The 13,233-nt window shown below is 61.3% G+C and carries 9 protein-coding genes; all 9 read left to right on the top strand.

Going from position 1 to position 13,233, the window contains the following annotated elements:
• Positions 1-291 precede the first annotated feature (291 nt).
• The 9 genes from CIB54_RS01570 to CIB54_RS01525 all read left to right on the top strand — a co-directional run bounded on the left by CIB54_RS01570 (position 292) and on the right by CIB54_RS01525 (position 13,227).
• Positions 292-1,608: a nucleotide sugar dehydrogenase gene (locus CIB54_RS01570; RefSeq protein ID WP_101218290.1), complete on the top strand. Its 1,317-nt coding sequence runs from the start codon at positions 292-294 to the stop codon at positions 1,606-1,608.
• A 103-nt stretch (positions 1,609-1,711) separates the two neighbouring features.
• A complete protein-coding gene (gene alg8 / locus CIB54_RS01565) occupies positions 1,712-3,181 on the top strand; it encodes a mannuronan synthase (RefSeq protein ID WP_065951690.1) in 1,470 nt (489 codons plus the stop codon).
• A gap of 36 nt (positions 3,182-3,217) precedes the next feature.
• Positions 3,218-4,384, top strand: a complete 1,167-nt coding sequence (locus CIB54_RS01555) for an alginate biosynthesis protein Alg44 (protein ID WP_065951689.1) — start codon at positions 3,218-3,220, stop codon at positions 4,382-4,384.
• An 8-nt stretch (positions 4,385-4,392) separates the two neighbouring features.
• The gene (gene algK / locus CIB54_RS01550; protein WP_232790513.1) at positions 4,393-5,844 is read left to right on the top strand and encodes an alginate biosynthesis TPR repeat lipoprotein AlgK; all 1,452 of its coding nucleotides are present in this window, start codon (positions 4,393-4,395) and stop codon (positions 5,842-5,844) included.
• Positions 5,841-7,328, top strand: coding sequence for an alginate export family protein (locus tag CIB54_RS01545; RefSeq protein WP_101218288.1), 1,488 nt, complete (start codon positions 5,841-5,843; stop codon positions 7,326-7,328). The genes algK and CIB54_RS01545 overlap by 4 nt, the downstream gene beginning before the upstream one ends.
• Entirely contained in the window at positions 7,328-8,896 is a 1,569-nt protein-coding gene (gene algG / locus CIB54_RS01540) for a mannuronan 5-epimerase AlgG (RefSeq protein ID WP_101218286.1), read from the top strand. Before CIB54_RS01545 ends, algG begins: the two co-directional genes overlap by 1 nt.
• Before the next feature lie 11 nt (positions 8,897-8,907).
• The gene (locus CIB54_RS01535) at positions 8,908-10,356 is read left to right on the top strand and encodes an alginate O-acetyltransferase (protein ID WP_101218395.1); all 1,449 of its coding nucleotides are present in this window, start codon (positions 8,908-8,910) and stop codon (positions 10,354-10,356) included.
• A gap of 8 nt (positions 10,357-10,364) precedes the next feature.
• Positions 10,365-11,474 (top strand): mannuronate-specific alginate lyase, encoded by a 1,110-nt coding sequence (locus CIB54_RS01530; protein ID WP_101218284.1) that lies wholly within the window; start codon positions 10,365-10,367, stop codon positions 11,472-11,474.
• Positions 11,475-11,694: 220 nt separating this feature from the next.
• Positions 11,695-13,227, top strand: coding sequence for an MBOAT family O-acyltransferase (locus CIB54_RS01525; RefSeq protein WP_101218282.1), 1,533 nt, complete (start codon positions 11,695-11,697; stop codon positions 13,225-13,227).
• Positions 13,228-13,233: the final 6 nt, after the last annotated feature.

Here is a 13,233-nt window from a genome sequence, read left to right as displayed (position 1 = left end):
CCCGTGCAATGACCCAAGGCATTGATAAAAAAGGCATTTTGCCTGCATCAAGACCTTGCAGCACCGGCGTCGGAGCCTTCCTCCAAGGAAGCCCGACTGCATTTCAGGGCAAGCCCCAATAATAAGGCCTGATTGCGCACAACTTGAGTGCAATAGTTAGTCACTCGTTATTCAACATGCCTGTACGCGGTAAGTCGGCGTCTATTCGCCTAACTTTCGCGGCATCAGTGACGCTTGCAAACATGAACTCCGGCCATCTAATGGCATGATTTAAATACAGAGGTAATTGCGATGCGCATCAGCATATTCGGTTTGGGTTACGTTGGCGCAGTATGTGCCGGTTGCCTGTCTGCCCGTGGCCATGAAGTGGTCGGCGTAGACATCTCCAAGGAAAAGATCGACCTGATCAATGCGGGTAAATCGCCGATCGTTGAACCGGGTCTGGGCGAGCTGTTGAGCCAGGGTATCCAGACCGGCCGACTGCGTGGCACCACCAACTTCGCCGAAGCCATCCGCGATACCGACCTGTCGATGATTTGCGTGGGCACGCCGAGCAAGAAGAACGGCGACCTGGAACTCAACTACATCGAATCGGTATGCCGCGAGATCGGTTTTGTCCTGCGTGACAAGACCACCCGCCACACCATCGTGGTGCGCAGCACCGTACTGCCGGGCACCGTCGCCAACGTGGTGATCCCGATCCTCGAAGACTGCTCCGGCAAGAAAGCCGGCGTCGACTTCGGCGTTGCGGTCAACCCGGAATTCCTGCGCGAATCCACCGCCATCGCCGACTACGACCTGCCACCGATGACCGTTATCGGCGAGTTCGACACCGCCTCCGGCGATGTCCTGCAGTCGCTCTACGAAGAACTCGACGCGCCGATTATCCGCAAGGACATCGCCGTTGCCGAGATGATCAAGTACACCTGCAACGTATGGCACGCCACCAAAGTCACCTTCGCCAACGAGATCGGCAACATCGCCAAGGCCGTCGGCGTCGATGGTCGTGAAGTGATGGAAGTGGTCTGCCAGGACAAGACGCTCAACCTGTCCCAGTACTACATGCGCCCGGGTTTCGCCTTCGGCGGCTCGTGCCTGCCCAAAGACGTGCGCGCCCTGACCTACCGCGCAGGCTCCCTGGACGTGGAAGCGCCGCTGCTCAACTCGCTGATGCGCAGCAACGAGTCCCAGGTGCAGAACGCCTTCGACATCGTCTCCAGCCACGACAAACGCAAAGTCGCCCTGCTGGGCCTGAGCTTCAAGGCCGGTACCGATGACCTGCGCGAAAGCCCGCTGGTGGAACTGGCGGAAATGCTGATCGGCAAGGGCTACGACCTGAGCATCTACGACAGCAACGTCGAGTACGCCCGCGTGCACGGTGCGAACAAGGACTACATCGAAGGCAAGATCCCGCACGTGTCGTCCCTGCTCAACTCGGACTTCGACGAAGTGATCAACAACTCCGACGTCATCATCCTGGGTAACCGCGACGAGAAATTCCGTGCCCTGGCGCACAACGCGCCGCACGGCAAGCAAGTGGTCGACCTGGTGGGCTTCATGTCCAAGGCCACCAGCGTCAGCGGCCGTACTGAAGGTATTTGCTGGTAAGGAGCAGCGGCTAGTTTCAAGCGGCAAGCTGCACGTTAGAAGCGCTGGTTTTCGGCTTGTAGCTTGTAGCTTGCCGCCCGACTTCTCTGTGACGGACGCGAATATGCAACGGTTAAACCAAGCGACTGGCTGGCTACTATTTCTGGGGCTTTTAGCGCTTCTAGCGCTGGCTCTGCCAGCCAGCACCTTCGATTCGCAATCGAAGAATTTTATTTTCCTGATTGGCGCCGTCGGTATCTGGCGCTACTCGATGGGTGCAACGCATTTCTTTCGCGGCATGCTGTTCCTCTACGTGGTCTACCCGCACCTGCGCCGCAAAGTGCGCAAGCTGGGCAAGGCCGCCGACCCATCCCATGTGTTCCTGATGGTCACAAGCTTCAGGATCGATGCGCTGACCACCGCGCAGGTCTACAGCTCGGTGATTCGTGAAGCCATCGAATGCGGCTTCCCCACCACCGTGGTCTGCTCGCTGGTGGAAATGTCCGATGAGCTGCTGGTCAAGAGCCTCTGGGAAAAAATGAACCCGCCGGCTCACGTCAAGCTCGACTTCGTGCGCATCGCCGGTACCGGCAAGCGCGACGGCCTGGCCTTCGGTTTCCGTGCCATCTCGCGCCACCTGCCGGATGACCGCGCCGTGGTGGCCGTGATCGATGGCGACACCGTGCTGGCCGAAGGCGTGGTGCGCAAGACCGTGCCGTGGTTCCAGCTGTTCGGCAATGTCGGTGGCCTGACCACCAACGAATTCTGCGAAGTGCGCGGCGGCTACATCATGAGCGAATGGCACAAGCTGCGTTTCGCCCAGCGCCACATCAACATGTGCTCCATGGCCCTGTCCAAGCGCGTGCTGACCATGACCGGGCGCATGTCGGTGTTCCGCGCCAGCGTGGTGACTGACCCGGGCTTTATCGCCGACGTGGAAAGCGACTCGCTGCAACACTGGCGCCTGGGCCGCTTCAAGTTCCTCACCGGTGATGACAAGTCCAGCTGGTTCAGCCTGATGCGCCTGGGCTACGACACTTTCTACGTGCCGGATGCCGCGATCAACACCGTGGAACACCCGCCGGAAAAGAGCTTTATCAAGGCCAGCCGCAAACTGATGTTCCGCTGGTACGGCAACAACCTGCGCCAGAACTCCCGCGCCCTGGGCCTGGGTATGCGCCGCCTCGGTCTGTTCACCAGCGTGGTGCTGTTCGACCAGCGCGTATCGATGTGGACCTCCCTGCTCGGCCTGACCGTGGCAATCATCGCCACCTTCAAATACGGCGGCGCCTTCATCCTCGCGTACCTGCTGTGGATCGGCATCACCCGTCTGATCCTCACGCTGCTGCTGTCGTGCTCCGGCCACAAGATCGGCCCGGCCTATCCGCTGATTCTCTATTACAACCAGATCATGGGCGCGCTGGTGAAGATCTACGTGTTCTTCCGCCTTGATCAACAGTCCTGGACCCGCCAGGACACCAAACTGACCCGCGATTTGGCCAGCTTTCAACGTTGGTTCAACACCTGGTCGTCTCGGACCATGACCTTCTCCGCCGGCAGCATCTTCGTTGCCGTGTTGCTGATGATGGTCTGACCCTGCCAAGCCTGAATTAACTCAAGGAATGCCCTGATGAACAGCCAAGTAAACGCCAACGTAGTCCACGAATCCGAAGCCCAGCGCCAGCACGCCCGGGTCAAAATCCCGGCCAAGCTGCGCTTTTTCAACACCGACCGCACGCAGACCGAAGCACGGGTGATCGACCTGTCCGCCGGCGGCCTGGCGTTCACCGCGACCCAGCCGCTCACCGTCGGCGAAGTGCACAAGGGTCGCCTGCAATTTGTGATCGACAACCTTGGCCTGGCGATGGACGTAGAGCTGCAGATCCGCTCCTACGACCGCCAGACCGGCCGCACCGGTTGCCAGTTCCAGAACCTCGATGCCCAGGATATTTCCACCCTGCGCCACTTGATCACTTCGCACTTGTCCGGCGACATCGTGACCATGGGCGACGTGTTGGCCACCCTGCAACGCGACAACTTCACCAAGGCGCGCAAGGTCAAGGACGGCGGCAGCGGCATGACCGCATTCGGTCGCCTGCGCGCCGTGGTGTTCAGCGCAGGCATTTTCATCGTCGGCCTCGCCGCGTTCGGTTTTGTCTTCAAGTCGGTGTACGGCATGTACTTCGTCAGCCACGCCCAGGCGGGCCTGGTGAGCGTGCCGGGGATGAACGTGACCATGCCGCGCGACGGCACCGTGCAAAGCCTGCTCAAGGGTGACGCGGTAGCGGCCAAAGGCGCGCCACTGGCGACCTTCAGCACCAGCATGCTCGATGTGCTCAAGGGCCACCTGGACGAAGACCAGTTGCAACCGGCCAAGGTCGAAGAGCTGTTCGGCAAGCAAATGACCGGCACCCTGACCTCGCCGTGCGATTGCGTGGTCGCCCAGCAACTGGTCGCTGACGGCCAATACGCCAGCAAGGGCGATGTGATCTTCCAACTGGTGCCACGCGGCAGCCAGGCCAATGTGGAAGCCCGCTTCACCTATCGCCAGTTCGGCGACGTGCGCCCAGGTACGCCGGTGAGCTTCCAGGTCGCCGACGAAGAACAGGTGCGCACCGGCACCATCGTCAGCAGCACCAGCCTCAACAGCGCCGACCTGTCTTCGGACATCCGCGTGCAGATCAAGCCGGACGCCCCGCTGGACAGCACCTACGCCGGACGCCCGGTGGAAGTCATCAGCGACCGCGGCCCTTCGCTGAACTGGCTGATCGATAAAGCCATGGCTCACGGTCTGTAAGCGAGGACATGCCTGTGAACCCTATTTCAAGAACAACACAATCCCTGTGGGAGCGGGCTTGCCACAAAAACCTCTCCCGCAGGGGTTCGGTGGCGTTGCTGGCGGTTGCGGTGAGCCTGGCCGGTTGTGCCGGCTTGCCCGACCAGCGTCTGGCCAACGAAGCGCTCAAGCGCGGCGACACCGTCACCGCCCAGCAGAATTACCAGCAACTGGCGGACCTGGGCTACAGCGAGGCCCAGGTGGGCCTGGCCGATATCCAGGTCGGCACCCGCGATCCGGCGCAAATCAAACAGGCCGAAGCCACCTACCGCGCAGCGGCAGACACTTCGCCCCGCGCCCAGGCGCGCCTGGGTCGCCTGCTGGTGGCCAAGCCCGGCGCCACCGAAGCCGAACACCATGAAGCCCAAAGCCTGCTGAAAAAAGCCTTTGCCAATGGTGAAGGCAATACCCTGATCCCGTTGGCAATGCTGTACCTGCAATACCCGCACAGCTTCCCAGAGGTGAACGCCCAGCAGCAGATCAGCCAATGGCAGGCCGCCGGTTACCCGGAAGCCGGCCTGGCCCAGGTGCTGCTGTATCGCACCCAGAACACCTACGACCAGCATCTGGATGATGTGGAGCGCATCTGCAAAGCGGCGCTGAACACCACGGATATCTGCTACGTCGAACTGGCTACGGTCTATCAGAAAAAAGCCCAGCCGGAACAACAGGCCGAGCTGCTCAAGCAGATGGAAGCAGGCTACAGCCGTGGCACCGTTACCGCCCAGCGCGTCGACAGCGTCGCCCGCGTACTCGGCGATGCCACCCTGGGCACGCCGGACGAGAAAACCGCCCAGGCTTTGCTTGAAAAAATCGCCCCGGGTTACCCGGCGTCCTGGGTCAGCCTGGCGCAACTGCTATACGACTTTCCCGAGCTGGGCGATGTCGAGCAGATGATGAAGTACCTCGAAAACGGCCGCGCCGCCGACCAGCCGCGCGCCGAGCTATTGCTGGGCAAGCTCTACTACGAAGGCAAGTGGGTGCCGGCCGACGCCAAGGCTGCCGAGGCGCATTTCGAGAAAGCGGTGGGCCGTGAAGTGGCCGCCGATTACTACCTCGGCCAGATCTACCGCCGTGGCTACCTGGGCAAGGTCTATCCGCAAAAAGCCCTGGACCACCTGCTGACCGCAGCGCGCAATGGCCAGAACAGCGCCGACTTTGCCATCGCCCAACTGTTTTCCCAAGGCAAGGGCACCAAGCCAGACCCGCTCAACGCCTATGTCTTCAGCCAACTGGCCAAGGCCCAGGACACACCGGAAGCCGTTGAGCTGGCCACCCAGCTCGAAGCCCCGCTGACGCCTGAGCAACGCGCCGACGGCCAACGCCTGGTGCAACAGGAGCTGGCCGCCCGCGGCACCCTGGCCCAGAGCACGCTGCAACTGCACGCCCTGCAAGAAGAAGACGGCGAGGAATCCCTATGAAGCTCAACCCATTCGTCAAGGCCGGCATCGGCCTGTCCTTCGCCCTGCTGTGGTCGTGCCCGACCCTGGCCGCGCTGACCGAAGCCAAGAACTTCGGCCTGGAAGTCAAAGCCACCGCGCAGTCCGAAGACGACCGCGACCTGGGCACCCAGAAAGGCGGTGACGTCAACGGTATCGGCCTCGACCTGCGCCCGTGGATCTACGGCGAAAGCGGCGCGTGGAGCGCCTACGCCATGGGCCAGGCGGTGGTGTCCAGCGACATCATCGAGACCGACACCCTGCAACCGTCGGCCGATGACACGACCGAACAATCGAGCAACGACGACCGCAAGGCCAAGAAAAACTACCTGGCCCTGCGCGAGTTCTGGGTCGGCTACAGCGGCTTCACGCCCTACCCCGGCGAGATCCTCAAGTTCGGTCGCCAGCGTCTGCGCAATGACGACGGCCAATGGCGCGACACCAACATCGAAGCACTGAACTGGACCTTCGACACCACCCTGCTCAAGGCCAACATCGGCGCCGCCGAACGCTTCAGCGAATACCGCACCGACCTCAAGGAACTGTCGCCGGTCGACAAGGACCGCCAGCACTTCTACGCCGACGCCGCCTACCAGTGGACGCCGGGCCAGTGGATCGGCCTGCGCGGCCACCATACCCATGACGACGGCAAGCTCGACTACGCCGAACCGGGCGTGGCCAGCGACCCGTTGGACAAGCGCGAGAACGGCGACCTGACCTGGCTCGGCATCGAAGCCAACAGCGACGCCTACAACTGGCGCAACACCAACACGGTCAACTACTGGGCCAGCATCACCGGCATGAAGGGCGACCGCGACACGGTCAACGCCTTGAACGCCGATGGAACCCGTCCGACCAACGCCAAGCGCAATGATGACGTCAGCGGCTGGGCCACCGATATCGGCGTGCGCCTGCGCCTGGACCCGCAGTGGCAAGTGGGCGCGGCCTACTCCCGCGCGAGCGCCGAGTACGAGCAGAACGGCCTGCAAAGCAACCGCTCGAACTGGACCGGCACCCAGTCCCGCGTGCACCGCTTCGGTGAAGCGTTTCGCGGTGAGATGAACAACATGCAGTCCATGAGCCTGTTCGGTTCCTGGCAGTTGCGCGAGGACTACGACGCCAGCCTGGTGTACCACAAGTTCTGGCGCGTCGACGGCAACAAGCCGGTGGGCAGCAACGGCATCGACGCGGTGCAGAACAACGCCGACGACGTCACCGGCGCGATCCTCTCCAGCACCTCGCTGCCCCTTGAAGACGGCAAGAAGGACCTCGGCCAGGAGATGGACCTGGTCGTCACCAAGTACTTCAAGAAAGGCCTGCTGCCCGCCGCGCTGAGCCAGTCGATCGACGAGCCATCGGCCCTGGTGCGTTTGCGCGCCGGCGTGTTCAAGCCGGGTGACGCCTATGGCAACCAGGTCGACTCCTATATGCACCGCGCCTTTGTCGACGTGGTCTGGAAATTCTGATGGGAGCCTGCGCAATGAATGCTCAAAGCCTACTCGTCGCGGCAATGCTGGTGGCCAGTGCCCCAGCGTTTGCCGACACGGCGGCCAAGGCGCCGACCATCGCCAAGGAACTGCAACAGGCCAAGACCTACACCATTTCCAGCCCGCCCACCGCGCCGCTGGAAATGGCCAAGCCGGCGCTGCCCGACCTGTCGGGCTACACCGCCGCGGCCATGGAAAAGAAAATCGTCACAAGCAAGCCGGGCAAAATCAGCATCCGCCGCATGATGCAGGAAGACGCGCTCAAGGACTTTATCGGCGGCGATAACAAGATGGCCGAATGGGTGGTGCGCCAGCACGGCATTCCCCAGGCGATCTTTGTCGACGACGGCTACATGAACCTCAAGGACCTGCTGGGCAAGGTGCCCAAGCAGTACTTCAGCGAGACATCACCCGGCGTGTTCCTGGCCAAACTGCCGATCGTGGTCGGCCGTAAAGGCATCCTCGATATCGACAAGCAGACCCAGGAATTGCGCCTGTCCCAGCAAGCCGGTTCGTTTTTGATCAACGACGGCCAACTGTTCGTGCGTGACACCAAGGTCACCGGCTGGGATGAAAAAACCAACGGCCCGGCGCTGTTCAAGTCGCCCAAGGAATTCCGCCCGTTCCTGCTGGCCTGGGGCGGCACCGAGACCTATATCTCCAAGACCAAAATGGCCAGCTTCGGCTATGCCAACAGTAAGTCCTACGGGGTGAGTATTTCCCAGTACACGCCGAACATGGCCAAGGTGCTCAAGCGGCCCGAGCCGACCGGCTGGATCATCGATTCCGAGTTCTCGGACATGTGGTACGGCTTCTACTGCTACGAGACCACGGGCTTTGTGATCAAGGGCAATACCTACAAAGACAACATCGTCTACGGCATTGACCCCCACGACCGTTCCCATGGCCTGATCATCGCCGACAACACCGTGTACGGCACCAAGAAGAAGCACGGCATCATCATTTCCCGGGAAGTGAACGACAGCTTCATCTTCAACAACCGCAGCTACGACAACAAGCTGTCGGGCCTGGTGATCGACCGTAACAGCGTGAACAACCTGATCGCCGACAACGAGATCTACCGCAACCACACCGACGGCATCACCCTCTATGAGAGCGGTGACAACCTGCTGTGGGGCAACAAGGTGATCAGCAACCGTCGCCACGGTATCCGCGTGCGTAACAGCGTGAACATCAAGCTCTACGAAAACACCGCCATGGCCAACGGCCTGACCGGCGTGTACGGCCACATCAAGGACTTGACCGACACCGACCGTGACATCGCCCTCGACCCGTTCGACGCCAAGGTCTCGCTGATCGTGGTCGGCGGCGAACTGGCGGGTAACGGCAGCGGGCCGCTGTCCATCGATTCGCCGTTGAGTATCGAGCTGTACCGCGTGTCGATGCTGGCGCCGACCAAATCCAGCGGCATCAGCTTCTCCGGCATTCTGGGCGAGCGCCAGGAAGAGATTCTCGACCTGCTGGTGCGCCAGCAGAAAGCCGTGCTGATCGACCCCGTCGAACGCCAGACCGAACTGCAGGACTGAGGATGACCCTTATGCACCCACACATGATCAAACTGCTGAGCCTCTCGGGTCTGACCCTCGGCCTGCTCGCGGCCAGCCAGGGCGTGCGCGCCGACGAGGTGAAGGCGCCGACCTTCACTGCCGAACCGTGCTGCAGCCTGTGCCCCGCCGCCCATGACGCGAAAAACTACACCACGCGCTACCAGCAGAACTTCACCACCCTGGTGCAAGCCCAGGGCGACTGGCTGTTCCGTACCCAGGAAGACCTGCGCACCGAATTCGACACCACGCCGGCAGGCTACAAGCGCATGCAGCAGTTGCACGATGCGTTCAAGGCCAAGGGCGTGGAACTGGTGGTGGTCTACCAGCCGACCCGTGGCCTGGTGAACCGCAACAAGCTCAATCCCGCAGAGAAGGCTTCGTTCGATTTCGACAAAGCCCTGGGCAACTACAAGACCATGCTTGGCCGCTTCGCCAAGATGGGCTATGTGGTGCCGGACCTGTCGCCATTGACCAATGAGCAACTGCCCGATGAATTGCCGGCCCACGATTTCTACTTCCGTGGCGACCAGCACTGGACCCCGTACGGCGCCCAGCGCACCGCAAAAATCGTCGCCGCCAAGGTCAAGCAGATGCCTGAGTACGCCGAAATTCCCAAGCGCGAATTCGAGACCAAGCGCTCGGGTCGCATGGGCAAGACCGGCACCCTGCACAACATGGCCGGGCAACTGTGCGGCACCAGCTACGCGATCCAGTACATGGACCAGTTCACCACCGAGCCCAAGGGCGAAGCCGGTGACGGTGACCTGTTCAGCGATTCGGGCAACCCGCAGATCACCCTGGTGGGCACCAGCCACAGCGGCAAGAACTACAACTTCGCCGGTTTCCTTGAAGAAGAGATCGGTGCCGACATTCTCAACGTCGCCTTCCCCGGCGGCGGCCTGGAAGGCTCGATGATCCAGTACCTGGGCAGTGACGAATTCCAGAAGACCCCGCCAAAGATCCTGATCTGGGAATTCTCGCCGCTGTACCGTCTCGACCAGGAAACCATCTACCGCCAGATGATGGCGCTGCTCGACAACGGCTGCGAAGGCAAGACCGCGCAGATGTCGGCCAGCACCACGCTCAAACCGGGCAAAAACGAACTGATGGTCAACAGTGCGAACAAAGACCTGCGCAACGCCAACCATCAGGTCGATATCCGCTTCGCCGATCCGTCGGTGAAAACCTTGCAAGCCACCCTCTGGTACATGAACGGGCGCCACGAGGACATCAAGATCGAGAAACCCGAGACATCCGATACAGACGGGCGTTTCGCCTTTGAACTGCGCACCGATGAAGACTGGGCCCCGCAGAACTTGCTGGCCGTGGAAGTGCAGGGCCCGGAAAAGGGTGCTGCCGCGCAGAAAGTCGAAGCGAAAATTTGCACACGCAACGTATTCCCAAGCGGTGGTCAGCAGACCGCCCAACTCGGGAAGTGAGGTTACTTATGCAAAAGCTATTGCTCCCTACCCTGCTGGGCCTGGCCATGTTTGCCGGCTCCGTGAATGCGGCCGCACCACTGCGTCCGCCTCAAGGCTATTTCGCACCGATCGAAGCGTTCAAGACCGGCGACTTCAAGGAAAACTGCGACACCATGCCGACGCCCTACACCGGGCCTCTGCAATTTCGCAGCAAGTACGAAGGCTCGGACAAGGCTCGCTCGACACTGAATGTGCAGTCGGAACAAGCCTTTCGCGACAGCACCGCCGACATCACCAAGCTGGAAAAAGACACCAGCAAACGCGTGATGCAGTTCATGCGCGACGGCCGCCCACAGCAGCTCGAATGCACGCTGAACTGGCTGGTGTCGTGGGCCAAGGCCGATGCCTTGATGTCCAAGGACTTCAACCACACCGGCAAGTCCATGCGCAAATGGGCACTGGGCAGCATGGCCTCGGCTTATGTGCGCCTGAAGTTCTCCGAGTCGCACCCGCTGGCCAATCACCAGCAGGAATCGCAACTGATCGAAGCCTGGTTCAACAAACTGGCCGATCAGGTAGTGAGCGACTGGGACAACCTGCCGCTGGAAAAAACCAACAACCACTCCTACTGGGCCGCCTGGTCGGTGATGGCGACCTCCATCGCCACCAACCGCCGCGACCTGTTTGATTGGGCCGTCAAGGAATACAAGGTCGGCGTGAACCAGGTCGACGACCAGGGCTTCCTGCCGAACGAATTGAAGCGCCAGCAACGCGCCCTGTCGTACCACAACTACGCCCTGCCGCCGCTGTCGATGATCGCCAGTTTCGCGCTGGTCAACGGCGTGGACCTGCGCCAGGAAAACAACAGCGCGCTCAAGCGCCTGGGCGACAAGGTGCTGGCCGGGGTCAAGGACCCGGACATCTTCGAACAGAAGAATGGCAAGGAGCAGGACATGAAGGACTTGAAGCAGGACATGAAATTCGCCTGGCTTGAACCTTTCTGCACCCTCTACACCTGTGCCCCGGATGTGATCGAGCGCAAGCATGGCATGCAACCGTTCAAGACCTTCCGCCTGGGCGGCGACCTGACCAAGGTCTACGACCCGACGCATGAAAAAGGCAAAAAAGGTTCCTGACCAGACGCGGTAAAAAAAATGTGGGAGGGGGCTTGCCCCCGATGGCGGAGTAACAGTCGCCATCTGTGTTGAATGACACACCGCTATCGGGGGCAAGCCCCCTCCCACATTTAAACCGCGTTTTGCCAGATGGAATTGTTGTACCGCCCTCCCCGAATCTCGTGGGGGGTTTGGGGGGGCTCCGGCCCTTGACTGTTGGTTTAAACATGGAGAGATCGGGATGGTTTTCTCGTCCAATGTGTTCCTGTTTCTGTTCTTGCCGATCTTTCTCGGCTTGTACTATTTGAGCGGGCAACGCTATCGCAATCTGCTGCTGCTGATTGCCAGCTACGTGTTCTACGCCTGGTGGCGAGTGGACTTCCTGGCGCTGTTCGCGGCCGTGACGCTGTGGAACTACTGGATCGGCCTCAAGGTCGGTGCCGCCGGCGTGCGCACCCAGCCGGCGCAGCGCTGGCTGCTGCTCGGCGTGGCCGTCGACCTGTGCATCCTGGGCTACTTCAAGTACGCCAACTTCGGCGTCGACAGCATCAACCTGATGATGAAGTCGGCGGGCCTGGAGCCGTTTATCCTCACCCACGTACTGTTGCCGATCGGGATCTCGTTCTACATCTTCGAGTCCATCAGCTACATCATCGACGTGTATCGGGGTGATACCCCGGCGACCCGCAATCTCATCGACTTTGCGGCGTTCGTGGCGATCTTCCCGCACCTGATCGCCGGCCCCGTATTGCGCTTTCGCGACCTGGCCGACCAGTTCAACAACCGCACCCACACCCTGGACAAATTCTCCGAGGGCTGCACGCGGTTCATGCAGGGTTTCATCAAGAAAGTCTTCATCGCCGATACCCTGGCCGTAGTGGCGGACCACTGCTTCGCCCTGCAAAACCCCACCACGGGTGACGCCTGGCTCGGCGCGCTGGCCTACACCGCGCAACTGTACTTCGACTTCTCCGGCTACAGCGACATGGCCATCGGCCTGGGCTTGATGATGGGTTTCCGCTTCATGGAAAACTTCAAGCAGCCGTACATCAGCCAGTCGATCACCGAGTTCTGGCGGCGCTGGCACATCAGCCTGTCGACCTGGCTGCGTGACTACCTGTACATCACCCTGGGCGGCAACCGCAAAGGCACGCTGACCACCTACCGCAACCTGTTCCTGACCATGCTGCTCGGTGGCCTGTGGCACGGTGCGAACATCACCTACATCGTGTGGGGCGCCTGGCACGGCATGTGGCTGGCGATTGAAAAAGCCATCGGCCTGAACACCGCGCCGCGCAGCTTCAACGTGCTGCGCTGGGCCTTCACCTTCCTGCTGGTGGTGATGGGTTGGGTGATCTTCCGCGCCGAGAACCTGCACGTCGCCGGGCGTATGTACGGTGCGATGTTCAGCTTTGGCGAGTGGTCGCTGTCGGAACTCAACCGCGCCAGCCTCACCGGCCTGCAAGTGGCGACCCTGGTGGTGGCCTACGCAACGCTGGCGTTCTTCGGCCTGCGCGATTTCTATCGCAACCGCCCTGCCGAGAAATCCAAGCAGAGTGATCCGAGCCTGATCAAGGCCGTACCAGGCGACAACCCCGGCAGCATCCACGAGCCCGGTTTCAGCGTGGGCCGTGACGCCGCCGTGCAACCGGCCTACTGGACCGCTGACTGGCCACGCTACGCCATGCGCGCGGCCGTGCTGCTGCTGTTCGTGGCGTCGATCCTGAAACTGTCGGCGCAGAGTTTCTCGCCGTTCCTTTACTTCCAATTCTGAGGGAGC

The sequence above is a fragment of the Pseudomonas fluorescens genome, from assembly GCF_002837185.1.
GTDB classification, from domain to species: domain Bacteria; phylum Pseudomonadota; class Gammaproteobacteria; order Pseudomonadales; family Pseudomonadaceae; genus Aquipseudomonas; species Aquipseudomonas fluorescens_AM.
This window is presented reverse-complemented; position numbering and strand designations above follow the sequence as displayed.